The 25,375-nt window shown below is 60.1% G+C and carries 26 protein-coding genes; 9 read left to right on the top strand and 17 right to left on the bottom strand.

What is annotated here, in order from left to right; translation table 11 throughout:
• The first annotated feature begins 155 nt into the window (after positions 1 to 155).
• The 7 genes from QCBJ_RS24155 to pdeM are packed head-to-tail and all read left to right on the top strand — an operon-like array spanning position 156 to position 7,522.
• Positions 156 to 935: a transporter substrate-binding domain-containing protein gene (locus QCBJ_RS24155; protein ID WP_012722625.1), complete on the top strand. Its 780-nt coding sequence runs from the start codon at positions 156 to 158 to the stop codon at positions 933 to 935.
• A 57-nt stretch (positions 936 to 992) separates the two neighbouring features.
• Positions 993 to 1,721, top strand: a complete 729-nt coding sequence (locus QCBJ_RS24150) for an ABC transporter permease (protein ID WP_012722624.1) — start codon at positions 993 to 995, stop codon at positions 1,719 to 1,721.
• On the top strand, positions 1,718 to 2,428 hold the full coding sequence (locus tag QCBJ_RS24145; protein ID WP_046036646.1) for an ABC transporter permease: 711 nt from the start codon (positions 1,718 to 1,720) through the stop codon (positions 2,426 to 2,428). The genes QCBJ_RS24150 and QCBJ_RS24145 overlap by 4 nt, the downstream gene beginning before the upstream one ends.
• A 9-nt stretch (positions 2,429 to 2,437) precedes the next feature.
• Complete coding sequence (locus QCBJ_RS24140; protein WP_102061751.1) at positions 2,438 to 3,556, top strand: succinylglutamate desuccinylase/aspartoacylase family protein; 1,119 nt, start codon at positions 2,438 to 2,440, stop codon at positions 3,554 to 3,556.
• A gap of 13 nt (positions 3,557 to 3,569) precedes the next feature.
• Positions 3,570 to 4,334: an ABC transporter ATP-binding protein gene (locus QCBJ_RS24135; protein WP_012722621.1), complete on the top strand. Its 765-nt coding sequence runs from the start codon at positions 3,570 to 3,572 to the stop codon at positions 4,332 to 4,334.
• Positions 4,335 to 4,391: 57 nt separating this feature from the next.
• Positions 4,392 to 6,872 (top strand): ligase-associated DNA damage response DEXH box helicase, encoded by a 2,481-nt coding sequence (locus QCBJ_RS24130; protein ID WP_102061750.1) that lies wholly within the window; start codon positions 4,392 to 4,394, stop codon positions 6,870 to 6,872.
• Positions 6,872 to 7,522, top strand: coding sequence for a ligase-associated DNA damage response endonuclease PdeM (gene pdeM, locus QCBJ_RS24125; RefSeq protein WP_012722619.1), 651 nt, complete (start codon positions 6,872 to 6,874; stop codon positions 7,520 to 7,522). The genes QCBJ_RS24130 and pdeM overlap by 1 nt, the downstream gene beginning before the upstream one ends.
• 33 nt (positions 7,523 to 7,555) lie before the next feature.
• Here the strand turns inward: pdeM and QCBJ_RS24120 are convergent, their stop codons facing one another.
• Positions 7,556 to 7,768, bottom strand: coding sequence for a hypothetical protein (locus QCBJ_RS24120; protein ID WP_043204916.1), 213 nt, complete (start codon positions 7,766 to 7,768; stop codon positions 7,556 to 7,558).
• A 108-nt stretch (positions 7,769 to 7,876) separates the two neighbouring features.
• Positions 7,877 to 8,443, bottom strand: a complete 567-nt coding sequence (gene dcd / locus QCBJ_RS24115) for a dCTP deaminase (RefSeq protein WP_003189215.1) — start codon at positions 8,441 to 8,443, stop codon at positions 7,877 to 7,879.
• A gap of 389 nt (positions 8,444 to 8,832) precedes the next feature.
• On the opposite strand from dcd, the gene QCBJ_RS24110 reads away from it, so the two are divergent.
• A complete protein-coding gene (locus QCBJ_RS24110) occupies positions 8,833 to 9,042 on the top strand; it encodes a cold-shock protein (protein WP_002554837.1) in 210 nt (69 codons plus the stop codon).
• Positions 9,043 to 9,241: 199 nt separating this feature from the next.
• Here the strand turns inward: QCBJ_RS24110 and rpoS are convergent, their stop codons facing one another.
• The 8 genes from rpoS to QCBJ_RS24070 all read right to left on the bottom strand — a co-directional run bounded on the left by rpoS (position 9,242) and on the right by QCBJ_RS24070 (position 16,360).
• Positions 9,242 to 10,246, bottom strand: coding sequence for an RNA polymerase sigma factor RpoS (gene rpoS, locus QCBJ_RS24105; protein WP_012722618.1), 1,005 nt, complete (start codon positions 10,244 to 10,246; stop codon positions 9,242 to 9,244).
• Positions 10,247 to 10,352: 106 nt separating this feature from the next.
• Positions 10,353 to 11,189: a peptidoglycan DD-metalloendopeptidase family protein gene (locus tag QCBJ_RS24100; RefSeq protein WP_012722617.1), complete on the bottom strand. Its 837-nt coding sequence runs from the start codon at positions 11,187 to 11,189 to the stop codon at positions 10,353 to 10,355.
• Positions 11,190 to 11,396: 207 nt separating this feature from the next.
• Entirely contained in the window at positions 11,397 to 12,032 is a 636-nt protein-coding gene (locus QCBJ_RS24095; protein WP_010563544.1) for a protein-L-isoaspartate(D-aspartate) O-methyltransferase, read from the bottom strand.
• 41 nt (positions 12,033 to 12,073) lie between these two features.
• Positions 12,074 to 12,823, bottom strand: a complete 750-nt coding sequence (surE, locus tag QCBJ_RS24090; RefSeq protein WP_012722616.1) for a 5'/3'-nucleotidase SurE — start codon at positions 12,821 to 12,823, stop codon at positions 12,074 to 12,076.
• Positions 12,811 to 13,869: a tRNA pseudouridine(13) synthase TruD gene (gene truD / locus QCBJ_RS24085; protein ID WP_093544031.1), complete on the bottom strand. Its 1,059-nt coding sequence runs from the start codon at positions 13,867 to 13,869 to the stop codon at positions 12,811 to 12,813. The genes surE and truD overlap by 13 nt, the downstream gene beginning before the upstream one ends.
• Entirely contained in the window at positions 13,866 to 14,339 is a 474-nt protein-coding gene (ispF, locus tag QCBJ_RS24080; protein ID WP_012722614.1) for a 2-C-methyl-D-erythritol 2,4-cyclodiphosphate synthase, read from the bottom strand. The genes truD and ispF overlap by 4 nt, the downstream gene beginning before the upstream one ends.
• Before the next feature lie 54 nt (positions 14,340 to 14,393).
• Positions 14,394 to 15,239: an S-formylglutathione hydrolase gene (fghA, locus tag QCBJ_RS24075; RefSeq protein ID WP_064054969.1), complete on the bottom strand. Its 846-nt coding sequence runs from the start codon at positions 15,237 to 15,239 to the stop codon at positions 14,394 to 14,396.
• 8 nt (positions 15,240 to 15,247) lie between these two features.
• A complete protein-coding gene (locus QCBJ_RS24070) occupies positions 15,248 to 16,360 on the bottom strand; it encodes an S-(hydroxymethyl)glutathione dehydrogenase/class III alcohol dehydrogenase (RefSeq protein ID WP_012722612.1) in 1,113 nt (370 codons plus the stop codon).
• Between the two features lie 109 nt (positions 16,361 to 16,469).
• Between QCBJ_RS24070 and QCBJ_RS24065 the strand changes: the two genes are divergently transcribed.
• Positions 16,470 to 17,366, top strand: coding sequence for a LysR substrate-binding domain-containing protein (locus QCBJ_RS24065; RefSeq protein WP_012722611.1), 897 nt, complete (start codon positions 16,470 to 16,472; stop codon positions 17,364 to 17,366).
• 119 nt (positions 17,367 to 17,485) lie between these two features.
• Here the strand turns inward: QCBJ_RS24065 and ispD are convergent, their stop codons facing one another.
• The 7 genes from ispD to QCBJ_RS24030 form a co-directional block, all read right to left on the bottom strand.
• Positions 17,486 to 18,193: a 2-C-methyl-D-erythritol 4-phosphate cytidylyltransferase gene (gene ispD, locus QCBJ_RS24060; protein WP_102061749.1), complete on the bottom strand. Its 708-nt coding sequence runs from the start codon at positions 18,191 to 18,193 to the stop codon at positions 17,486 to 17,488.
• Positions 18,190 to 18,468: a cell division protein FtsB gene (gene ftsB, locus QCBJ_RS24055; protein WP_003231201.1), complete on the bottom strand. Its 279-nt coding sequence runs from the start codon at positions 18,466 to 18,468 to the stop codon at positions 18,190 to 18,192. The genes ispD and ftsB overlap by 4 nt, the downstream gene beginning before the upstream one ends.
• 180 nt (positions 18,469 to 18,648) lie before the next feature.
• Positions 18,649 to 19,938 (bottom strand): phosphopyruvate hydratase, encoded by a 1,290-nt coding sequence (gene eno, locus QCBJ_RS24050; protein ID WP_003189193.1) that lies wholly within the window; start codon positions 19,936 to 19,938, stop codon positions 18,649 to 18,651.
• Between the two features lie 157 nt (positions 19,939 to 20,095).
• Positions 20,096 to 20,941 carry a 3-deoxy-8-phosphooctulonate synthase gene (kdsA, locus tag QCBJ_RS24045; RefSeq protein ID WP_102061748.1) on the bottom strand — a complete coding sequence of 282 codons (846 nt, stop codon included), beginning with the start codon at positions 20,939 to 20,941 and terminating at the stop codon, positions 20,096 to 20,098.
• Positions 20,942 to 20,946: 5 nt separating this feature from the next.
• The gene (locus tag QCBJ_RS24040) at positions 20,947 to 22,578 is read right to left on the bottom strand and encodes a CTP synthase (RefSeq protein ID WP_012722609.1); all 1,632 of its coding nucleotides are present in this window, start codon (positions 22,576 to 22,578) and stop codon (positions 20,947 to 20,949) included.
• 273 nt (positions 22,579 to 22,851) lie between these two features.
• Positions 22,852 to 24,171, bottom strand: a complete 1,320-nt coding sequence (tilS, locus tag QCBJ_RS24035) for a tRNA lysidine(34) synthetase TilS (protein ID WP_102061747.1) — start codon at positions 24,169 to 24,171, stop codon at positions 22,852 to 22,854.
• Positions 24,172 to 24,334: 163 nt separating this feature from the next.
• The gene (locus QCBJ_RS24030; protein WP_012722607.1) at positions 24,335 to 25,282 is read right to left on the bottom strand and encodes an acetyl-CoA carboxylase carboxyltransferase subunit alpha; all 948 of its coding nucleotides are present in this window, start codon (positions 25,280 to 25,282) and stop codon (positions 24,335 to 24,337) included.
• Between the last annotated feature and the right edge of the window lie 93 nt (positions 25,283 to 25,375).

Genomic DNA, 25,375 nt, shown 5'->3' with positions numbered 1-25,375 from the left:
ACTCAGAACGCCCTTGTCCCACCTTTTAAAACGATCATTCGGAACTACATTCGGAACTATGGTGCAGAAATTGCTACTTGTGATCCGTCTGACACCGTTCAGTAACAGTCCTAAACGCGCCACAAGCGCTTATCTTGGTTTCCAGGGATTACATAATGAAAAAAGCATTGCTGACCCTTTCTGCACTGGCTCTGTGCATGGCCGCCGGTTCCGCGCTGGCCAAGGAATACAAGGAATTGCGTTTTGGTGTCGATCCGTCTTACGCGCCGTTCGAATCCAAGGCCGCCGACGGCAGCCTGGTAGGCTTCGATATCGACCTGGGCAATGCGATCTGCGCTGAGCTGAAAGTGAAGTGCAAATGGGTCGAAAGCGATTTCGACGGCATGATTCCAGGCCTGAAAGCCAACAAGTTCGACGGCGTGATTTCGTCCATGACCGTGACCCCGGTGCGCGAAAAGGCTATCGACTTCTCCAACGAGCTGTTCTCCGGCCCGACGTCGCTGGTGTTCAAGAAAGGCGCTGGCTACTCGACGCCTGAGTCCCTCAAGGGCAAATCCGTGGGCTACGAGCAAGGCACCATCCAGGAAGCCTACGCCAAGGCCGTACTGGATAAAGCCGGTGTGACCACCAAGGCCTACGCCAACCAGGACCAGGTGTATGCCGACCTGACTTCCGGGCGCCTCGACGCTTCCGTGCAGGACATGCTGCAAGCCGAACTGGGCTTCCTGAAGTCGCCAGCCGGTGCTGGTTATGAAGTCAGCGCAGCCATCGACGACCCACTGCTGCCGTCGAAAACCGCCATCGGTATCAAAAAAGGTAACACTGAACTGAAGGCGCTTTTGGATAAAGGTATCAAAGCGTTACACGATGATGGCACCTACGCCACTATCCAGAAGAAACACTTTGGCGATCTGAACCTGTACAGCGGCAAATAATGCCTGGAGCGCCCTTCCATGGGAGGGGCGCTTTTTTATCGCCATAGGTCCTGATTTATGTTCGAAGAATTGTTGCAAACCCTCGGGTTGAGCGCGCTCAGCTTGAAGGGTTTCGGCCCGCTGTTGCTGCAAGGCACCTGGATGACTATCAAGTTGTCGGTGCTGTCCCTGGCCGTCAGCGTGTTGCTGGGCCTGCTCGGCGCCAGCGCCAAACTGTCCAGCCTGCGCTTGCTGCGTATCCCCGCCCAGCTCTACACCACGTTGATCCGCGGCGTGCCCGACCTGGTGCTGATGCTGCTGATTTTCTACAGCCTGCAAACCTGGCTCACCGGCCTGACTGATTTCATGGAATGGGAATACATCGAGATTGACCCCTTCAGCGCCGGGGTGATCACCCTGGGCTTTATCTACGGTGCGTATTTCACCGAGACCTTCCGTGGCGCCATCCTTGCCGTGCCGCGCGGCCAACTGGAAGCCGCCACGGCCTACGGCCTCAAGCGCGGGCAACGGTTTCGCTACGTGACCTTCCCGCAGATGATGCGCTTTGCCTTGCCGGGTATCGGCAATAACTGGATGGTGATGCTCAAGGCCACGGCACTGGTGTCGATCATCGGCCTGGCCGACCTGGTCAAGGCCGCCCAGGACGCGGGCAAGAGCACTTACCAACTGTTCTATTTCCTGGTGCTCGCTGCACTCATCTATTTGCTGATCACCAGCGCGTCCAACTTTGTCCTGCGCCGTCTTGAACGTCGCTACTCCGCAGGCTCCCGGGAGGCAGTGCGATGATTGAGCTCTTGCAGGAATACTGGCGCCCTTTCCTTTATAGCGACGGCCAGCACATCACCGGCCTGGCCATGACGATGTGGTTGCTCACGGCCGCACTCGTCATCGGCTTCGTGGTGTCGATCCCGCTGTCCATCGCCCGGGTATCGCGCAACCCGCTGGTACGTTGGCCGGTGCAGTTCTACACCTACCTGTTCCGGGGCACGCCGCTCTATATCCAGTTGCTGATCTGCTACACCGGCATCTACAGCATCGCCGCCGTGCGGGCGCAACCGGTGTTGGATGCGTTCTTTCGCGATGCGATGAACTGCACCATCCTGGCGTTCGCCCTCAACACATGCGCCTACACCACCGAGATTTTCGCCGGTTCCATACGCAGCATGGCCCACGGTGAAGTCGAAGCGGCCAAGGCCTACGGCTTGAGCGGCTGGAAGTTGTACGCCTACGTGATCATGCCATCGGCGTTGCGCCGCTCGTTGCCGTACTACAGCAACGAAGTGATTCTGATGCTGCACTCGACCACGGTAGCCTTTACCGCGACGATTCCGGACATCCTGAAAGTGGCACGGGATGCCAACTCGGCTACCTTCATGACCTTTCAATCATTCGGTATCGCTGCGCTGATCTACCTGACCGTGACCTTTGCGCTGGTCGGTCTGTTTCGTCTGGCGGAACGCCGCTGGCTGGCTTTCCTCGGGCCGAGCCATTAAGGAGCATTCATGCGGCATCACGTCCATGAGCTGATTGCGCCGGTGCCAGGCACGGCGCGGCAGATTCACAGTTTTCACTTCGGCCCGGAGCAGGCCGAGGGCAAGATCTACATCCAGTCATCGCTGCATGCCGACGAGCTACCGGGCATGCTGGTGGCGTGGCACCTCAAGGTGCAGCTGGCGAAGCTGGCAGCGGCAGGCCGCCTGCGCAGCGAGATCGTGCTGGTGCCCATCGCCAATCCAGTGGGCCTGGAACAGGTGTTGATGGATATCCCGTTGGGTCGCTATGAGCTGGAGAGCGGGCAGAACTTCAATCGCCTGTTTGTCGACCTCAGTGAAGCCGTCGGCAACCAGATCGAAGACTTGCTCGGGGATGATCCCCGGCACAACACCGAACTGATCCGCACGGCGCTGTCCACCGCGCTCGCCGCGCAAAGTGCCGACACCCAGTTGCAATCCCAGCGCCTGGTGCTGCAACGCCTGGCCTGCGACGCCGATATGGTGCTGGACCTGCATTGCGACTTCGAAGCCGTGGCGCACCTGTACACCACGCCCGAGGCGTGGCCGCAGGTGGAGCCGCTGGCGCGGTACATCGGTTCGGAAGCGAATTTGCTCGCGACCGATTCCGGTGGGCAGTCCTTCGATGAGTGTTTCACCTTGGTGTGGTGGCAGTTGCAGCAACGCTTCGGCAAGCGCTTCCCGATCCCCATGGGCAGTTTTTCGGTAACCGTCGAACTGCGCGGCCAGGGCGACGTCAACCACGGCTTGGCGGCGCTCGACTGCCAGGCGATCATCGATTACTTGATTCACTTCGGCGCCATTGCGGGCGATGCAGCACCGCTGCCCGACCTGCCCTACCCGGCCACGCCGCTGGCCGGCGTCGAACCGGTGGCAACGCCGGTGGGCGGCCTGCTGGTGTTCAGCGCCCTGCCCGGTGAATACCTGGAAGCCGGGCAACTGATCGCCGAAATCATCGACCCCATTTCCGACCGCGTAACGCCCGTGCACTGCCGACAGGCCGGCCTGCTTTACGCCCGTTCGCTGCGCCGCATGGCCACTGCCGGGATGGTCATCGGCCATGTCGCAGGCGCCGAGGCCTACCGCAGCGGCTACCTACTTTCGCCTTGAGGATGCACGCCCCATGTACAAATTGACCGTTGAAGGCCTGCATAAAAGCTATGGCGACAATGAGGTGCTCAAAGGTGTTTCGCTCAAGGCCAAGACCGGCGACGTGATCAGCCTGATCGGCGCCAGCGGCTCGGGCAAAAGCACTTTTTTGCGCTGTATCAACTTCCTGGAAACCCCCAACGACGGCGCGATGACCCTCGACGGGCAGCCGATCCGCATGGTCAGCGACCGCCACGGCATGCGCGTGGCCGATGACGCCGAATTGCAGCGCCTGCGCACGCGGCTGGCAATGGTGTTCCAGCACTTCAACCTGTGGAGCCACATGAGCGTGCTGGAAAACATCACCATGGCCCCGCGCCGGGTATTGGGTTGCAGTAAGAAGGACGCCGAAGACCGCGCCCGTCGCTACTTGGACAAGGTGGGGTTGCCGGCGCGCGTGGCCGATCAATACCCGGCGTTCCTGTCCGGCGGCCAGCAGCAACGGGTGGCCATCGCCCGGGCGTTGGCGATGGAACCGGAGGTGATGCTGTTCGACGAACCCACGTCGGCCCTCGACCCGGAGTTGGTGGGCGAAGTGTTGAAGGTGATCCAGGGACTGGCCGAGGAAGGCCGCACCATGATCATGGTGACCCACGAGATGAGCTTTGCGCGCAAGGTGTCGAGCCAGGTGCTGTTCCTGCACAAGGGCCTGGTGGAAGAGCAAGGCGCGCCGGAAGACGTGCTGGGCAATCCGAAGAGCGAACGCCTGCAGCAGTTCCTGAGTGGCAACTTGAAGTAAACCTTTGCCCGCTCTGGAAGGTCTGTGGAATAGGCCTTCCAGAGTGTCAGCCGCCGTATGGCAAAACCCATCGACTTCGCCAAACAATGGTTTGCCGCCAAAGGCTGGAAGCCGTTCGCCTTTCAAAAAGACGTGTGGGCGGCGGTCAAGGACGGCCGGTCAGGATTGCTGCATGCCAGTACCGGCGCGGGTAAAACCTACGCGCTGTGGTTTGCGGCGCTTAATCGCTTCGCCCTCACTCGCCCGCCGGTGACGGGTAAGCGCAAGCCACCCGCCGAACCGCTGACGGTGCTGTGGATCACGCCCATGCGAGCCCTTGCGGCCGACACTGCGCGCGCCCTCGAAGCACCGCTTGAGGCTTTACAGATCCCCTGGAGCATCGGCCTGCGTACCGGCGATACCAGCAGCAGCGAGCGCGCCCGTCAGACCCGTCGCCAACCCACCGCACTGGTCACCACCCCGGAAAGCCTGACCTTGATGCTCGCCCGCGCCGACAGCGAAGCGAGCCTTGCGCACCTGCGCATGGTGGTCGTGGATGAATGGCATGAATTGATCGGCAACAAGCGCGGCGTGCAGTTGCAACTGGCGCTGGCGCGGCTGCGGCGTTGGCATCCGGAATTGATGGTGTGGGGCATTTCGGCGACCTTGGGCAACCAATCCCACGCCCTGGAAGTTTTGGTCCCACAAGGGGGTGGGATCAATGTGCAGGGGCAAACGGTCAAGCGGCTGGAAGTCGACACCTTGCTGCCGCCCGTCGCCGAGCGCTTTCCCTGGGCTGGGCATATCGGCTTGAAAATGCTGCCCCAAGTGGTGGCCGAGGTCGACGCCAGCCGCAGCTGCCTGGTGTTTACCAATACACGGGCGCAATCGGAAATCTGGTACCAGGCGCTGCTGGACGCCCGCCCCGATTGGGCCGGGGTGATCGCCCTGCACCATGGCTCGCTGTCACGCGAGACCCGCGACTGGGTGGAGCGGGCGCTCAAAGACGGCCATCTCAAGGCGGTGGTGTGTACGTCCAGCCTGGACCTGGGGGTGGATTTTCTGCCGGTGGAGCGGGTGCTGCAGATTGGCTCGGCCAAGGGTGTGGCGCGCCTGATGCAGCGTGCCGGACGTTCAGGGCATGCACCGGGACGGCCGTCGCGGGTGACGCTGGTGCCGACCCACAGCCTGGAACTGGTGGAAGCCGCCGCCGCCCAGGATGCGATTGCCCAGCGGCGTATCGAAGCACGGGAATCGCCTCACAAACCCTTGGATGTGCTCGTACAACATTTGGTGAGCATGGCCCTGGGCGGTGGCTTTACGCCGGATGCGCTGCTGGCGGAAGTACGTGGCGCTTGGGCGTATCGCGAGCTGACGGATGCAGACTGGGCCTGGGCGCTGGGGTTTGTGCGCCATGGCGGTCTGTCGCTGACCGCTTACCCGGATTACCGCCGCGTGGAGCCGGACGAGCACGGCATCTGGCGCGTACCCGATGCGCGGCTGGCACGCCGTCATCGGATGAGCGTGGGCACTATCGTCAGTGACGCGAGTATCCATTTGAAATACTGGAGCAAGGGCGGTGGTGGCAAGAATCTGGGCAGTGTCGAGGAAGGGTTTATCGCCCGGCTCAAACCCGGCGACGGCTTCCTGTTTGCAGGACGTTTGCTGGAACTGGTGCGCGTGGAAAACATGACCGCTTATGTGCGGCGCAGCACCGCGAAAAAGGCCGCCGTACCGCGCTGGAATGGCGGGCGTATGCCCCTTTCCAATGAGCTGGCCCAGGCGGTGGTGGAACGTTTTGATGCGGCGGCGCATGGGCACTACGACGGCCCGGAGATGCAGGCGGTGCAACCCCTGTTGCAGACGCAGTTGCGCTGGTCCGGCTTGCCGACGCGCAAGCACTTGCTGGCCGAAGCCCTGAAATCGCGGGAGGGGTGGCACCTGTTTCTTTATCCGTTCGCCGGGCGCCAGGTGCACTTGGGGCTGGCGAGCCTGCTGGCGTGGCGGGTCAGCCAGCGGCAGCCTGTGACGTTCTCGATCGCGGTCAACGATTATGGGCTGGAGCTACTGAGTGCCACCGAGGTGGAGTGGCCGGAGTTGCTGGACCCGACACTGCTGGGGCCAGAACATCTGCTGCACGATGTGGCGGCCAGCCTGAATGCCGGAGAGCTGGCCCTGCGGCGTTTTCGTGAAATCGCACGGATCGCCGGGCTGGTGTTTGCCGGTTACCCCGGTGCGCCGAAAAGTACGCGCCAGGTACAGGCCTCCAGCGGATTGTTCTTCGAGGTATTCAAGCAATATGACCCACAGAACCTGCTGCTGACGCAGGCTGGGGAAGAAGTCTTGCGTGATGAACTGGATATTCGTCGGCTGGAGGAGACATTGCTGCACATGGCGGCGCTGCAATTGGACGTGCACGTGATCGAACGGCCTACGCCTTTGGCCTTTCCGCTGCTGGTTGAGCGGATGCGCGAAAGCATGAGCTCGGAAAAACTCTCGGAGCGTATTGCGCGAATGGTCAAGGATTTGGAAAAAGTCGCGGATAACGGGAAACGCTGATGGTGTGTTCGGTGAGGCTTGAGGGAGAAGAATTGTGGTTGCTGGCAGACAAGGCGGTGTATTGGCCGGCGCGCCGCTGCCTGTTGATTGCCGATGCGCATTTCGGCAAGGCATCGGCGTATCGCAGCCTGGGCCAGCCGGTGCCGCAAGGCACCACGAGCGAGAACTTACAGCGTCTGGATCGATTGCTCTCGGCCCTACCGTGCGCGCAGGTGATCTTTCTCGGCGATTTCCTGCACGGCCCAGGGTCTCACGCCAGTGGCACGCTGAGCGCGCTGAGAGCCTGGCGAGCGCTTATCCCTGACCTGCCGATGACGTTGATTCGCGGCAATCACGATAAGCGCGCGGGTGACCCGCCTGTCGACTTGAGGATTGAGGTTGTCCCGGAGCCGCTGCTGATGGGCCCTTTCGCCCTGCAGCATGAACCGCATGCCCATCCCAGCCATCATGTCCTGGCGGGGCATGTGCATCCGGTGTATCGCTTGCGCGGCAAAGGCCGGCAGAGTTTGCGCCTGCCGTGCTTTCAGATCGGTACGCGGGTCAGCTTGCTGCCGGCGTTTGGGGCGTTTACAGGGGGGTATGCGGTGGAACAGCGAGAAGATCACCAACTCTTTGTGATCGGCGATCAGGAAGTATGGCCAGTACGCTGAGGGACTGACCATTTCCCAACCTGCTGCCTGGCATCAAGCAACGGGAGCGGGTGGCGGCTCGTCTGGAAGGGTTGGCACCCCTTGCTCGTCGGGCTGCTCGGGCTGGCCGGGCGCGGGGTCTGGATCCGGTTGTCCAGGGACGCCACCTTCAAATGCAGGGTTTGCCATCAAGGACCAGGCCAGAACGCCAATCTGGTTGGGTTCAAGCCGGGCAAGCTCTGCGCTGATTCGCGGGTCGATCTTCATAAGGTACTCCTCAAGCGTGGCTCGGTGCGTTTTACACGCACCGAGGCAGTACACCTAGATAGAGTCACTTTCCGCAGACTAATTCCCTTTACGCGTAAGACCTTTCGATCAAGCGCGTGGGAGGGTGACGCCGCGCTGGCCCTGGTACTTGCCTGCGCGGTCCTTATAGGACACTTCACAGGCCTCATCGGACTGCAGGAACAGCATCTGCGCCACACCTTCGTTGGCATAGATCTTCGCCGGCAAGGTGGTGGTGTTGGAGAACTCCAGGGTCACATGGCCTTCCCACTCGGGTTCAAGTGGCGTCACGTTGACGATGATGCCGCAACGCGCGTAGGTGCTCTTACCCAGGCAGATGGTCAACACGTCACGGGGAATACGAAAGAACTCCACGGTGCGCGCCAGGGCGAAGGAGTTGGGCGGAATGATGCACACGTCGCTCTTAACGTCGACGAAGCTCTTCTCGTCGAAGTTCTTCGGATCGACGATCGCCGAGTTGATGTTGGTGAACACCTTGAATTCATCGGCGCAGCGTACGTCGTAGCCGTAGCTGGAAACCCCGTACGAAATCACACGTTCGTCGCCTTCGCCACGAATCTGCCGCTCAACGAACGGTTCGATCATGCCGTGCTCTTGCGCCATGCGGCGAATCCACTTGTCCGATTTGATGCTCATGGCGGGTGTCCTGAATAGCGAGGTGGAAAAATACTGTGGGGCATCTTACCGGGGCCGGCGTTGGGGTTCAAAGGTCACAAGGCTTTTCTTGATGAATGCGCCGGCGGCTATAAGCCGCAGCCAGCGGGGCCGGGGTTAATATTGCCGCGCAGGGCGACCGTGGATACCACCGTCAGTCACGAATTTAGAGAAACCTTCGGAAATACCATTGGCACGTTCCGGAAAAAGGGTTAAGGTGGCGCCACTGTGCTGCTTGTGTCACTGAGAATCTCTACACGATATGTTGAATTTCGATCCAACCATCTCCAAGAATTTTTCCTGCTCTTTGCACTCAGTCTCGGCCAGGGCTTTTCCTGAGTCGCAGTTAACTTTGTCCAAGGAGATACACCATGTCTAATCGCCAAACTGGTACCGTTAAGTGGTTCAACGATGAAAAAGGCTTCGGCTTCATCACTCCACAATCCGGTGACGACCTGTTCGTTCACTTCAAAGCTATCCAATCCGACGGCTTCAAAAGCCTGAAAGAAGGCCAACAGGTTTCTTTCATCGCTACCCGCGGTCAGAAAGGCATGCAAGCTGAAGAAGTTCAAGTTATCTAACTTGTACTGACTTAGTCGAAAAGACCCCGCCCTTAAAAGCGGGGTTTTTTTATGCCTGGGATTTGGTAATACCGGGCACAAAAAATGTGGGAGGAAGCTTGCTCCCGATGGCAATCGTTCAGTCACTGGATGTATCGACTGACCCACCGCCATCGGGAGCAAGCCCCCTCCCACATTCAAGCATTCAAGCTGCGTTGTTTTACTGGAACAACGACTCACTCGACAAGCCATTCTTCTCCAGGATCTCACGCAAGCGCTTGAGCCCTTCCACCTGGATTTGTCGCACCCGCTCACGGGTCAGACCGATCTCCAGGCCTACGTCCTCCAGGGTGCTGCTCTCATGGCCACGCAGGCCGAAGCGGCGAATCACCACTTCACGCTGCTTGTCCGTAAGCTCCGACAGCCACTGGTCAATGCTTTGGGAAAGATCATCGTCCTGCAACAGCTCGCAAGGATCTGTAGGGCGATCATCCGTCAGGGTGTCCAGCAGGGTTTTATCCGAATCCGGACCCAGCGAGACGTCAACCGAAGACACGCGCTCGTTCAAGCCGAGCATGCGTTTCACCTCCGCTACCGGTTTCTCCAGCAGGTTGGCGATTTCTTCGGGCGAGGGTTCGTGATCGAGTTTTTGGGTCAGCTCACGTGCTGCCCGCAGGTAGACGTTAAGCTCTTTGACCACATGGATCGGCAACCGGATCGTACGGGTCTGATTCATGATCGCCCGTTCGATGGTCTGGCGGATCCACCAGGTCGCATAGGTTGAAAAGCGGAAGCCCCGCTCGGGGTCGAACTTCTCCACGGCCCGGATCAGGCCCAAGTTGCCTTCCTCGATCAAGTCCAACAGGGACAGCCCACGATTGACATAGCGTCGGGCGATTTTCACCACCAGGCGCAGGTTGCTTTCAATCATGCGCTTGCGCCCAGCCGGATCACCCTTTTGCGACAAGCGCGCAAAATGGACTTCTTCTTCGGGGGTCAGCAGAGGGGAAAAGCCGATTTCATTGAGGTACAGCTGGGTCGCATCAAGCGCCCGAGTGTAGTCAATGTACTTATGTTGCTTTAACGCGGTGGAGTTCTTGGATTTGGCGCGAACTGAAGGTACAGCAGGTCCCTCATTCGACATCGATTCCGTAGCGATGCCGGTCTCCATAAGGAGAACCTCATCGTCGATGTCAAACTCCGGCGCTTCTTTACTGAGAGCCATTGTTATAGTCCTTTGGTGAGTTCGACCTCAAGCTCAAGCGGCGCCTTTATCCTTGGCAACGCTGGAGCCTGTTCCTTCTACGCGAGGGAACAGGCTGTGCAACACATCAACGACGGGGTAGGAATTGCAGCGGATCTACAGGCTTCCCTTGACGGCGAATCTCAAAGTGCAGTTTCACCCGGTCTGTACCCGTTGACCCCATTTCGGCAATTGTCTGTCCGACTTTGACCTGCTGCCCCTCCCGAACCAACAGCCTACGGTTGTGACCGTAAGCACTGACGTAGGTATCGCTGTGTTTGATGATGACCAGCTCGCCGTAGCCCCGTAAACCACTCCCGGCGTACACCACCGTCCCATCAGACGCAGCTAAAACAGGCTGTCCCAAATCCCCGGCGATATCAATGCCTTTATTCAAACTACCGTTTGAAGAGAATTTTCCAATCAGCACTCCATTTGAAGGCCATCCCCAACCGGTCGGCGCGGGCCCGGCAGGCGGTAAAGGCGCAGGCGCGGGCTTGTTCGCAACCGTCGGCGCGGCGGTGCCGGCAGGCCGGGTAATGATGGTGGTCTTGCTCGAAGACGAGGGCGAAGATCCGGTATTTGTCACAACTGCCGTAGGCGCTGAACCGGTACGTCCATCGAAACGGATCGTCTGACCCGGATGTATCGTGTAGGGCACAGGAATATTGTTACGAGCTGCAAGCGCCTTGTAGTCCCAGCCATAACGGAAGGCGATCGAGAACATCGTATCGCCCTTGCGCACCACATACTGCCCGGTGGTTACCGTCGGCTTTTGCGGTGCGGCGTTATTACGATCTACCACCCGCGCCCCGCTGCTTGGCGAGCTTGAGCACCCTACCAACACCGAACTGAAGACGAGGCCAAGCACCAGTCGATGAAAGCTTGTTTTACTCATACGCTGCGCAAGACCTGTGAGACTCACCCGCCGCTCCCTTTGTGGTGGCTGAACATGAATGCCTGTATCAGGCTTGAAATATGTCGCAAGTATAACTGGGCATTGAAGTTTTACCGGCACACGACTGAAACGAATCATTCAGCGTATTTAAACGTCGTGCCAGTCATGTTGACTCAATAGACCCCGCCGTAAGACACATCCCCGCCAGCAGAATTCACCGCCGGCAAAAATTGATCACGCCAGCGGGCCATTGAGCAACGGCACAAAACGCACGGCCCCCAGCACATGCCGGGAAAAACCTTCGTCCTCACGAATAATGAGCATCAATTGTTGCACTTCACCGGAGCCTACCGGGATCACCAGGCGTCCGCCGGGAGCGAGTTGATCGAGCAATGCTTGCGGCACATCGGTGGCCACCGCCGTCACGATGATGCCGTTGTACGGTGCCAGCGCCGGCCAACCTTCCCAGCCATCGCCCCAGCGGAACACCACGTTGCGCAGGTTCAGTTCCACCAGGCGCTCCTTGGCGCGGTCTTGCAATACCTTGATGCGCTCCACCGAGAACACCCGTTCGACCAACTGCGCAAGCACGGCGGTCTGGTAGCCGGAGCCGGTGCCGATTTCGAGCACCTTGTCCAACGGCCCCGCCGCCAGCAGCAGCTCGCTCATGCGTGCCACCATGTACGGCTGGGAAATGGTCTGGTTATGGCCGATGGGCAGCGCCGTGTCTTCATAAGCGCGGTGGGCCAGAGCCTCATCGACAAACAAGTGCCGAGGCGTACGCCGGATCACTTCCAGCACTTGGGCGTTGGACAGACCCTCTTCGTACAAGCGCTGGATCAAGCGTTCACGGGTACGCTGGGACGTCATCCCGATACCCCGGCGCAGCAAGTCGTCTTGTTCACGGCCCATCAGCGCAGCCCCTCCAGCCAGCCATCGAGACCACTGAAGGCATCACTGAAGGTGCGATCAAATTGCAATGGAGTAATCGACACATAACCCTGCATCACCGCATGAAAGTCCGTGCCCTCACCGCCATCTTCGGCATCACCCGCTGCGGCGATCCAATAGCCTTCCTTGCCACGCGGGTCGACTACCTTCAACGGCGCCGCCGCACGGGCACGATGACCCAGGCGCGTCAGCTGGATGCCGCGAATATGATCGAGGGGCAAATTGGGGATATTGACGTTGAGCACCGTGCGCGGCGGCAAGTCCAGGGTGGCATGGGCCTCCACCAGCTTGCGCGCGAAATACGCCGCAGTGGGCAGGTTATCCAGTTGGCGCGAAGCAAACGAAAAAGCGAACGCGGTACGCCCCAGGAAGCGCCCTTCAAGGGCCGCCGCCACGGTGCCGGAATACAGCACATCATCGCCCAGGTTGGCGCCCAGATTGATACCCGACACCACCAGGTCCGGCTCGTGATCCAGCAGGCTGTTGATGGCGAGGTGGACGCAATCGGTGGGGGTGCCGTTCACGCTGATAAAGCCATTGGCCAGGACCTTCGGGTGCAGCGGACGGTCGAGCGTCAGCGAACTGCTGGCGCCGCTCTTGTCCTGGTCGGGGGCGACCACCACGCACTCGGCATAATCTTCCAGCGCAGCATAGAGCGCAGCAAGACCGGGTGCGGTGGCACCGTCATCGTTTGATATCAGAATACGCATGGGTTGTCCGTCTGCCCCACCGGCACCAGATCAACAAGCTCGCGCACCAAGACAGTGGCGAAGCATCCGGCCGGCAGGACGAATTCCAATTGCAGAATGTCCAGCGAGGGATAATGCCACGTCAAACCGCCAATGGGCAGTCGCAGAATGCGACGTTCCTGGCTCATGCCGGCATTCACCAGCCAATCGCGCAGGTCGGCCTCGCCGGCGGCAACGGCCTGTTCCAGCTCAAAGGTTGCACCACTGGCAGGTGAATCGCCTTCGCCCCACTGCGGACCGGTGGGGTGCAGGTCCAGAATCGCCAGGCGCGGGTCGCTGCATTCAGCCTCTCCCGCCGGAAAAAAACTGCGGCTGTCGGTAAACGCCAGCAAGTCGCCGACCTGGGCGCGCTGCCAGGAACCCTCGGCAACCCGCGCCGCCAGCACTTTGTTGAAGAGATAACTGCGCGCAGTCGACAACAAGCGCGAACGCACATTGCGCTGCTCCGGCAACGCCTTGCGCACGGCCCACTCGCGGGCGTCGACGACGTTGCCGCCGTTATGGCCAAAGCGCTGGGTGCCGAAGTAGTTCGGAATGCCGTGCTGGGCGATCAGCTGCAACCGCGCGTCGATGGCGGCGGTATCGCCGACCAACTGCGTCAGGCGCAAGGTGAAACCATTGGCCGAATGCGCGCCGCGCTGCAGCTTGCGCTTGTGGCGACCGGTCTTGAGGATCCTGAGCGTGTCGTTTTCTGCCGCGCTCATGTCCGGATCAGCCTTGCCCGGTAGCTGCACGCTGAACCATTGGCGGGTCAACGCTTGGCGATCCTTGAGCCCGGCATAGCTGACGGTGCGCAACGGCACACCGGCCGCCTTGGCGATCCGACGTGCTGCTTCCTCGGTATTGAGACCGCGCTTCTCGACCCATAACCACAGGTGCTCGCCTTCGCCGGTCAACGGAATATCCAACACTTCGTCGACTTGGAAGTCTTCAGCCGTGGCCTTCAGCACCGCGCTGCCCAACGCCTCGCCATACGCCCGTGGGCCCAGCAGTTCCAAGTCGTTCATGCGCGCAGCAACAAGGCAACGGAGTGCACCGCAATGCCCTCTTCACGACCGGTAAACCCGAGTTTTTCGGTAGTGGTGGCTTTCACGTTGACTTGATCCAGTTCAATTTGCAGGTCAGCGGCAATCAGTGCGCGCATCGATTCGATATGGGGCGCCATCTTCGGCGCCTGGGCCACGATGGTGTTGTCGACGTTACCGACTTTCCAGCCCTTGGCATGGATCAAGCCCACAACGTGGCGCAGCAATACACGGCTGTCCGCGCCTTTGAAGGTCGGGTCTGTGTCCGGAAAGTGCTTGCCGATATCGCCCAACGCCGCCGCGCCGAGCAAGGCATCGCTCAAGGCATGCAACACAACGTCGCCGTCGGAATGAGCCAGCAACCCATGGTGGTGCGCAATGCGCACGCCGCCCAGGGTGATGAAATCGCCTTCAGCGAAACGGTGCACATCGTAGCCGTGGCCAATACGCATAAAAAAACGCCCCGATTTAATTCAGGGCGTGATTCTACCTACTTTTGCCTCACATTAACCGAGCAAAGCACGGCCATGGTGTCGCAAATGATCTTCGATGAAGCTGGCGATAAAGAAGTAGCTGTGGTCGTAGCCGGGTTGCAGGCGCAGTTCCAACGGATGGTTGGCCGCCTTGGCCGCTTGCTGCAAGGCTTCAGGCTTGAGTTGCACGGCGAGGAAATCGTCGCGGTCACCCTGGTCCACCAGCAGTGGCAGCTTTTCGGACGCTTCGCTGATCAGCACACAGGCGTCCCACTCACGCCATTTCGAACGTTCTTCACCCAGGTAACGGGAGAACGCTTTCTGACCCCAAGGGCAATCCATCGGGTTGTTGATCGGCGAAAATGCCGACACCGATTGGTAACGCCCTGGGTTGCGCAATGCACACACCAACGCACCGTGACCGCCCATGGAGTGGCCGCTGATGCCCCGTTTAGCCGAAGCCGGGAAATGCGCTTCAACCAATGCCGGCAATTCCTGCACCACGTAGTCATGCATTCGATAGTGCTTGGCCCAAGGTTCCTGGGTGGCATTCAGATAGAAACCGGCGCCGAGGCCGAAATCCCAGGCGTTATCCGGGTCACCCGGCACACCCGGCCCACGCGGGCTGGTGTCCGGTGCAACAATGATCAACCCCAGTTCAGCGGCCATGCGCTGGGCGCCGGCCTTCTGCATGAAGTTCTCATCGGTGCAGGTGAGACCGGACAACCAGTACAGCACCGGCAGCTTGCCGCCCTGCTCCGCTTGCGGCGGCAGGTAGACGGCAAACGTCATGTCGCAGTCGAGCACATCGGAATGATGCTTGTAGCGTTTATGCCAGCCGCCGAAGCTTTTCTGGCACGACAGGTTTTCCAGACTCATGGCCGACCTCAGAAGTGGATGACGGTACGAATGCTCTTGCCTTCATGCATCAGGTCAAACGCTTTGTTGATGTCTTCCAGGCCCATGGTGTGGGTGATGAAAGTGTCCAGCGGGATCTCGCCGGTCTGGGCCATTTCCACGTAGCTTGGCAGCTCGGTCCGGCCGCGCACGCCACCGAATGCCGAACCGCGCCAGACGCGACCGGTCACCAGCTGGAAAGGACGGGTGGCGATTTCCTGGCCGGCACCGGCCACGCCGATGATCACCGACTCGCCCCAACCTTTGTGGCAGCACTCGAGGGCAGCGCGCATCAGCTGCACGTTACCGATACATTCGAAGGAAAAGTCCACGCCACCGTCAGTCAGGTCGACGATCACGTCCTGGATCGGGCGATCGTAGTCTTTCGGGTTGATGCAGTCAGTGGCGCCCAGTTGCTTGGCGATCTCGAACTTGGCCGGGTTGATATCGATGGCAATGATGCGGCCAGCCTTGGCTTTTACCGCGCCAATAATAGCCGACAGACCGATACCGCCGAGGCCGAAAATGGCCACGGTGTCGCCCGGCTTGACCTTGGCGGTGTTGATCACCGCACCGATGCCGGTGGTAACGCCACAGCCCAGCAGGCAGACTTTTTCCAGCGGCGCTTCTTTAGGAATCTTGGCCACGGAAATTTCCGGCAGCACAGTGTATTCGGAGAAGGTCGAGGTGCCCATGTAGTGGAAAATCGGCTGACCTTTGTAGGAAAAGCGTGTAGTGCCGTCCGGCATCAAGCCTTTGCCCTGCGTGGCGCGGATGGCCTGGCAGAGGTTGGTCTTGCCCGACAGGCAGAATTTGCACTTGCCGCATTCCGGGGTGTACAGCGGAATTACATGATCGCCCACCGCAACGGAAGTCACACCCTCGCCGATGGCTTCAACCACGGCACCGCCTTCATGGCCGAGGATCGACGGGAAGATGCCTTCCGGGTCGGCACCCGACAGGGTGTAGGCGTCGGTATGGCACACACCGGACGCGACCACCCGCAACAGCACTTCGCCAGCCTTGGGCATGGCGACATCCACTTCTACGATCTCAAGGGGCTTCTTGGCTTCGAAGGCTACGGCAGCGCGGGACTTGATCATCCAGGTTTCTCCAGGGAGTTAAAAACTGAGACGTAGAGTGTAAAACATGGCCATCTGATTAATAATCCAGACAAAAGCAAAACTTTATTGCTGTACAGGGATAATTGCCATGCTGGAAAACCGCTGGGAAGGCATCGATGAGTTTGTCGCCGTGGCTGAATGCAGCCAATTTACGGCGGCGGCCGAGCGGTTAGGCGTGTCGTCGTCCCATATCAGCCGGCAGGTGGCACGCCTGGAAGAGCGCCTGCAAACGCGCCTGCTGTATCGCAGCACGCGCAAGGTGACCCTGACCGAAGCGGGCCAGACCTTTCTGCAGCATTGCCAGCGCCTGCAGGATGGTCGCGAAGAGGCTCTGCGCGCGGTCGGCGACCTCACCAGCGAACCCAAAGGCATGTTACGCATGACCTGCGCCGTGGCGTACGGCGAGCGCTTTATCGTGCCGCTGGTGACACGCTTCATGGCGCTCTACCCCCAACTGCGGGTGGATATCGAGCTGAGCAACCGCCCATTGGACTTGGTGCACGAAGGCCTCGACCTCGCGATTCGCCTGGGGCGCCTGCAGGATTCGCGCATGGTTGCCAGCCGGCTGGCGCCGAGACGCATGTACCTGTGCGCGTCGCCGTCCTACCTGGCGCGGTATGGTCGGCCACATAGTTTGTCGGAGTTGAGTCGGCATAACTGCCTGATCGGCAGCTCGGATATCTGGCAACTGGCCCAGGACGGGCGGGAATTTTCCCAGCGTGTGCAGGGAAACTGGCGCTGCAACAGTGGTCAAGCGGTGCTGGATGCAGCGCTACAAGGCGTCGGGTTGTGCCAGTTGCCGGACTACTATGTGCTGGAGCATCTGCACAGTGGCGCGCTGGTGTCGTTGCTGGAGGCACATCAACCGCCGAATACGGCGGTGTGGGCGCTGTATCCGCAGCAACGGCATTTGTCGCCGAAGGTCAGGAAGCTGGTGGATTTCTTGAAGGAGGGGTTGGCTGGGCGGCCGGAGTACAGCAGTTGACTGTATTGTTGTTTGGGCGGACCTCATCGGGGGCAAGCCCCCTCCCACCTTTGAATATGTTCACAGGTCAAAATGTGGGAGGGGGCTTGCCCCCGATGAAGTCGACACGATACAGGCGACTACCTGCGATTCGCCCACCGCAGCCGTAACCATTCCAGATCTTCGGGCCGGGTCACCTTGATGTTGTCCGAGCGCCCTTCGATCAATCGTGGCGCCTGACCAGACCATTCCATCGCCGAAGCTTCATCGGTAATCACCGCATCCGCCACCAGGCTATCGGCCAACGCGCGATGCAAGGCGCCGAGGCGGAACATCTGCGGGGTATAGGCCTGCCAGATCAGGCTGCGATCGACGGTTTCGATCACACGGCCATATTTGTCGACGCGCTTGAGGGTGTCGCGGGCCGGCACGGCCAGCAAGCCGCCGACCGGGTCGTCCGCCAGTTCGGCGAGCAACTTGTCCAGATCATCGCGACTCAGGTTCGGTCGTGCAGCATCGTGCACCAACACCCAGTCGTCATCGCCGGCACCCAAGGCATTGAGTTGCAGCAGTGCATTAAGTACTGAACCAGAGCGCTCAGAACCACCCTCCGCACGCTGGATACGCGGGTCGGCAGCACAGGCCAGGCTGGGCCAGTAGGGATCATCAGCAGCAAGACTAACCACCACGCCCTTGAGCGATGGATGGTCGAGAAAACAGCCGAGGCTGTGTTCGAGAATAGTGCGCCCGCCCAATTGCAGGTACTGCTTGGGACGGTCCGCGGCCATACGGGCACCGACGCCCGCGGCAGGAATCACGGCCCAGAAGGCCGGCAAACGCTCACTCATTGGGCCAACTGGTAGAGGGTTTCGCCCTCCTTGACCATGCCCAGTTCATGACGAGCCCGCTCTTCAACGGTCTCCGTGCCTTTTTTCAGCTCAAGCACTTCGGCATCGAGGACGCGGTTGCGCTCCAGCAAGATCTCGTTTTCGGCGTGCTGTGCAGCAATTTGCTCGGTCAGGTCTTTCACCTGCGCAAAGCTGCCATTACCCACCCATAGGCGGTATTGCAGGCCAGCCAGCAACAAGAGCAAGACGAGGAACAACCAATTGGGACTGCGCATCGAATATCGGGTATCCAGTGAAAAAAAACAGCCATGCAAAACTTTTGCAGCAACTGATAGCACGAAGCCTGGAAGAACCAGGCTTGTGCTTGATAGCCATCAGATTAGCGTCGAAATACACACTGTCGTGAGTTTTCCGACGCAATCCGCCGACCTTTTACCATTTTTACCATGTAGCGATCAGCCGCGAAACTCGCCGCGACCGTTGTACTTGGCCTTGCCAGCCAGTTGCTCTTCGATACGCAGCAATTGGTTGTACTTGGAAACGCGATCGGAACGGCACAGGGAACCGGTCTTGATCTGGCCCGCCGAAGTGCCCACGGCCAGGTCGGCAATGGTCGAATCTTCGGTTTCGCCGGAGCGGTGCGAGATCACGGCCGTGTAGCCCGCCGCCTTGGCCATCTGGATGGCTTCCAGGGTTTCGGTCAGGGTGCCGATCTGGTTGAACTTGATCAGGATCGAGTTGGCGATCTTTTTATCGATGCCTTCTTTCAAGATCTTGGTGTTGGTCACGAACAAGTCGTCGCCCACCAGTTGGATTTTCTCGCCGATCTTGTCGGTGAGGATTTTCCAGCCGTCCCAGTCGGACTCGTCCAGGCCATCTTCGATCGAGATGATCGGGTAGCGCTGGGTCAAGCCCTTCAGGTATTCAGCGAAACCTTCGGAGTTGAACACCTGGCCTTCGCCAGACAGGTTGTATTTACCGTCCTCGTAGAACTCGCTGGCCGCGCAGTCCAGGGCCAGGGTCACGTCGGTGCCCAGCTTGTAGCCTGCGTTGGCCACGGCTTCGGAGATCACTTTCAGTGCGTCTTCGTTGGACGCCAGGTTCGGAGCGAAACCACCTTCGTCACCCACCGCAGTGCTCAGGCCACGGGCCTTCAGAACAGCCTTGAGGTGGTGGAAAATCTCGGTGCCCATGCGCAGGCCTTCGGAGAAGGACTTGGCGCCCACCGGCTGCACCATGAATTCCTGGATGTCGACGTTGTTATCGGCGTGCTCGCCACCGTTGATGATGTTCATCATTGGCACCGGCATCGAGTAGACACCCGGGGTACCGTTCAGGTTGGCGATGTGAGCGTACAGCGGCAGGTCCTGGTCCTGAGCAGCGGCCTTGGCGGCGGCCAGGGACACGGCGAGGATAGCGTTGGCACCCAGGCTGCCTTTGTTTTCAGTGCCGTCGAGCTTGATCATCGCGTGGTCCAGGGCTTTCTGGTCCAGCGGGTCCTTGCCCAGCAACAGGTCACGGATCGGGCCATTGATGTTGGCTACAGCCTTGAGAACACCCTTGCCCAGGTAACGGCTCTTGTCGCCATCACGCAGTTCCAGCGCTTCGCGCGAACCGGTGGAAGCACCGGACGGCGCGCAGGCGCTGCCGATGATGCCGTTATCGAGAAGCACGTCGGCTTCGACGGTGGGGTTGCCACGGGAGTCGAGAACTTCACGACCTTTGATGTCGACGATTTTTGCCATTGTTGTAAACACTCCAAAGTTGACGAAAACGACGCAGCTGAAGGAAATCTTTTGACCGACCGCAAGGGTGGAACAACGGGGCAGGCTTGCAGGCGACAAGGCCCAGGCCCGAGGGCCTGAGCTTTTAGCGTGGGATACTTTACCGGAGAAATGGCGCTTACGCGGTCTCTACCGTCGGAAAACTCTTGACCAGTTCGTCCAACTGCTTGAGTTGGGCCAGGAATGGCTCCAGTTTGTCCAGGCGCAGGGCGCATGGGCCGTCGCATTTGGCGTTGTCCGGGTCCGGGTGGGCCTCCAGGAACAAGCCCGCCAGGGACTGGCTGATGCCCGCCTTGGCCAGGTCCAGCACCTGGGCACGGCGCCCACCAGCGGAATCGGCACGACCACCCGGCATTTGCAGCGCGTGGGTCACGTCGAAGAACACCGGGTATTCGAACTGTTTCATGATGCCGAAACCGAGCATGTCCACCACGAGGTTGTTGTAGCCGAAGCTCGAACCACGCTCGCAGAGAATCAACTGGTCGTTACCCGCTTCCACGCACTTGTTCAGGATGTGTTTCATCTCCTGGGGTGCGAGGAACTGGGCTTTCTTGATGTTGATCACAGCGCCGGTCTTGGCCATCGCGACGACCAGGTCAGTCTGGCGCGACAGGAAGGCCGGCAACTGGATGATGTCGCACACCTCGGCGACCACGGCAGCCTGTTCAGGCTCGTGGACGTCGGTGATGATCGGCACGCCGAAGGCTTGCTTGATGTCCTGGAAGATCCGCATGCCTTCTTCAAGACCCGGGCCGCGATAGGAGGTCACGGACGAACGGTTGGCCTTGTCAAAGCTGGCCTTGAACACGTAAGGGATACCGAGTTTCTCGGTCACCTTTACGAACTCTTCACAGACCTGCATCGCCATGTCACGGCTTTCCAGCACGTTCATGCCACCGAACAGCACCATGGGCTTGTCGTTGGCAATCTCGATGTCGCCTACGCGAATGATCTTCTGGGCCATCAGGGTTACGCCTTCTTCTGATGTTGCGTCAGTGCTGCTTTGACGAAGCCGCTGAACAACGGGTGACCGTCACGCGGCGTCGAGGTGAACTCAGGGTGGAACTGGCACGCGACGAACCATGGATGATCCGGCGCCTCGACCACTTCAACCAGCGCGCCATCACCGGAGCGACCGGAGATTTTCAGGCCGGCCTCTTTGATTTGCGGCAGCAGGTTGTTGTTCACTTCGTAGCGGTGACGGTGACGCTCGACGATCACGTCCTTGCCGTAGCAATCATGAACCAGCGAGCCTTGCTCCAGCAGGCAGTCCTGCGCGCCGAGGCGCATGGTGCCGCCCAGGTCGGAAGCTTCGGTACGGGTCTCGACGGCACCGGTGGCATCTTCCCACTCGGTGATCAGGCCGACGACGGGGTGGCCGCTCTTGCTGTCGAATTCAGTGGAGTTGGCGTCTTTCCAGCCCAGCACGTTACGGGCGAACTCGATAACGGCCACTTGCATGCCCAGGCAGATGCCCAGGTACGGCACCTTGTTCTCGCGAGCGTATTGCACGGCCGTGATCTTGCCTTCCACGCCACGCAGGCCGAAACCGCCAGGCACGAGGATCGCATCAACCCCTTCGAGCAGCGCGGTGCCCTGGTTCTCGATGTCTTCTGAGTCGATGTAGCGCAGGTTGACCTTGGTACGGTTGCTGATACCGGCGTGGCTCATCGCTTCAATCAGCGATTTGTACGCGTCCAGCAGTTCCATGTACTTGCCGACCATGGCGATGGTGACTTCGTGCTCAGGGTTGAGCTTGGCGTCGACCACGGCTTCCCACTCGGACAGGTCCGCGCCATTGCATTGCAGGCCGAAACGCTCGACGACAAAATCGTCCAGGCCTTGCGAGTGCAGGATGCCCGGGATCTTGTAGATGGTGTCGGCGTCTTCCAGCGCGATCACCGCACGTTCTTCAACGTTGGTGAATTGCGCGATCTTGCGACGCGAGGAAATGTCGATCGGGTGATCGGAGCGGCACACCAGCACGTCCGGTTGCAGGCCGATGGAACGCAGTTCCTTGACCGAGTGCTGGGTAGGCTTGGTCTTGGTCTCGCCGGCGGTGGCGATGTACGGTACCAGGGTCAGGTGCATCAGCATCGCGCGTTTGGCGCCGACTTCGAAACGCAACTGGCGGATGGCTTCGAGGAACGGTTGGGACTCGATGTCACCCACGGTGCCACCAATCTCGACCATTGCCACGTCAGCATCGCCGGCACCCTTGATGATACGGCGCTTGATTTCGTCGGTGATGTGCGGGATCACCTGGATGGTTGCACCCAGGTAGTCACCACGACGCTCTTTGCGCAGCACGTGCTCGTAGACACGGCCGGTGGTGAAGTTGTTGTTCTGGGTCATGGTCGTGCGGATGAACCGCTCGTAGTGGCCCAGGTCCAGGTCGGTTTCGGCGCCGTCGTGGGTGACGAACACTTCACCGTGCTGGAACGGGCTCATGGTGCCCGGGTCAACGTTGATGTACGGGTCCAGCTTGAGCATGGTGACCTTAAGTCCCCGCGCCTCCAGGATGGCCGCCAATGAAGCGGAGGCAATGCCTTTCCCCAATGAAGAAACAACACCGCCCGTGACGAATATGTAGCGCGTCATGAAAAACCCTAGAAGTCTGCGTTAAAGCGGTCCGAGCCGCCGGGGAAAGCGAAGGAAGGCCGAAGCCCCCGATCACCTGCATTAATCACAGTGCACCTTTCAAAAAAACCGCCGCGTGGTGACAGACCAGCAATGAAACACCGGTACGTTGATCGCTACACATTTTTTGGAATCGCCCAGCAAAGACTGCTTGGTAATCGGCAACTGCTGCGATTCAGTCGAATCCACAGAAGTTGTATCAAGAAGGGAGCGTAGTCTACCGGAAAGGCTCTATCAGCTCAAACCTTGATCGCAGGTCTGTGGCATCCAATGTAATTGCCAGTCATGGCTCGGTGCTGGCCAAAGTCCCGCAAGGCTGGGCACACCCAGCAATTGCTCGCCCTGATACAGCAGCGGCAATCTGCCACGGACGAAGCCCGGCAAGCCACTTTCGTTAAGCAGGCGCTTCAAGTCACGTCGACCGCGACCTGGCACTTCGATGATTTCGCCGCCTTGGCGGTAACGAACCTGCAACGGACCATCAGGCGCCTCACCACTGAGTATCAACTGACCATTGCCGGCTAACTCTAGGGGTTTTTGCGGATCGGGCCAGCTCACCGTTGCGTCGGAAAATTCCGACCCTATCGAGGGCAGCCACCAGATGCGCTGACCACAACGGTGCAGCTCGCCATCGGCCAGGCGCCACAGGGGCTGTGCATCGGCCTTGGCATCACGCAGGGAATGCCAGCCGGCCCAGTGGTCGCTGTCAGGCAGACGGGTCAGTGGCGTCAGCCAATGGCGCAGGGCATTGCGCTGGCGAGCGTCGGAAAGCTCGCGTAAGGGGGCGAGGGTCAATGACCGCAATCTCAGCCAGGGAAACGCTGACGGCTGGTCGGCGGCCAGCAGGTCCATGACTGCCAACTCGTCAAGCAGGCCCTGGGCTTCGCTCAAGTGCTCAGCGGTGCGGGCCAGGCTTGAGACAGCTTGCGGCCAGCGCTCCGTCAGCGTCGGCAACACCCGGTGACGCAGGTAATTACGGGAAAACCGCGAATCAGCGTTGGAAGGGTCTTCGATCCATTCGAGCTGATGCTCCTCGGCATAGGCTTCCAGCTCTGCCCGCGAGACCTCCAACAAGGGCCGCACCAGATAGCCGGCCGCCAATGGGCGCTGCGCCGGCATCGCCGACAGCCCGCGCACCCCAGCACCACGCAGCAGGCGGAATAACAGGGTTTCCGCTTGATCGTCGCGATGCTGGCCCGTCAGCAACACCTGCCCTGCCCCGGTCACCTCGATAAAAGCCTGGTAACGCGCGTCACGGGCGGCACGCTCAAGGCTGGCGCCGGGTTGCACCTGCACGCGCATCACGCGCAGAGGCACACCCAAGTTGTCGCATATCGACTGGCAGTGAGCAGGCCACGCGTCGGCGGCGGTTTGCAGGCCATGGTGGACATGGACAGCGCTGAGGGGCGGCAGGATGTCGGTGTTGGCAAGATTGGCCAGGAGGTGCAGCAGGACGGTGGAATCAAGGCCACCGGAGAATGCGATGCGCCAGGCCGGGGCGCTGCGCCAGGGGGCCAGGGCTTGCAGGAGCTTGGCGGGCAGGGTTGGCTTCATCAAACATTACCGCCGCAAATCTGGAATACGTTGACCAAGCATACACAAAGCAAATGTGGGAGGGGGCTTGCTCCCGATAGCGGTGGGTCAGTCACTGGATACATTGACTGACACTCAGCAATCGGGGGCAAGCCCCCTCCCACATTTTGGTAGTGCGTTGGTCTTAGAGACCGTAGCTCATCAGGCGCTCATAACGACGGGCCAGCAAGGCTTCGTTATCCAGCTTCTTGAGCATCGCCAGTTGCGAAGCCAGCTCACCACGGATAGTTGCGGCAGCGGCAGCCGGGTCGCGGTGTGCGCCACCTAATGGCTCGGCGATGACTTTATCGACGATGCCCAGGCCCTTGAGGCGATCGGCGGTGATCCCCATGGCTTCGGCAGCGTCCGGCGCCTTTTCGGCGGTTTTCCACAGGATCGAAGCGCAACCTTCCGGCGAAATCACCGCGTAGGTCGAATATTGCAGCATGTTCAGTTGGTCGCAAACACCAATGGCCAGGGCGCCGCCGGAACCACCTTCGCCGATTACGGTGGCGATGATCGGGGTTTTCAGGCGTGACATGACGCGCAGATTCCAGGCGATAGCCTCGCTCTGGTTGCGCTCTTCGGCGTCGATACCTGGGTAGGCACCCGGGGTGTCGATGAAGGTCAGGATCGGCATCTTGAAGCGCTCGGCCATTTCCATCAGGCGGCACGCCTTGCGGTAGCCTTCCGGGCGCGGCATGCCGAAATTACGGCGGACTTTCTCACGCACTTCACGGCCTTTCTGGTGACCAATCACCATCACCGGCTGGTCGTCCAGGCGAGCGATACCGCCCACGATGGCGGCGTCGTCGGAGAAGTGGCGATCGCCATGCAGCTCGTCGAACTCGGTGAAGATGTGCTGAATGTAGTCCAGGGTGTACGGACGGCGCGGGTGGCGGGCCAGGCGCGCGATCTGCCAGCTGGTCAACTTGCCGAAGATGTCTTCGGTGAGCGTGCTGCTCTTGTCTTGCAGGCGAGCGATCTCATCGCCGATGTTCAGCGAATTGTCATTGCCGACCAGGCGCAGTTCTTCGATCTTGGCTTGCAGGTCAGCGATCGGCTGTTCGAAATCAAGAAAATTCGGGTTCATAAGCGTCCGTCTTGGGTCGACGGCCAGGGCGTGCCTGGCCAGCCGGTTGTCTATTCGCGCCCTACCTTAAGGGAGAGGCGCGTTTAGGTCGAG

The sequence above is a fragment of the Pseudomonas sp. QC2 genome, assembly GCF_002859085.1.
Lineage (GTDB): Bacteria > Pseudomonadota > Gammaproteobacteria > Pseudomonadales > Pseudomonadaceae > Aquipseudomonas > Aquipseudomonas petroselini.
This window is presented reverse-complemented; position numbering and strand designations above follow the sequence as displayed.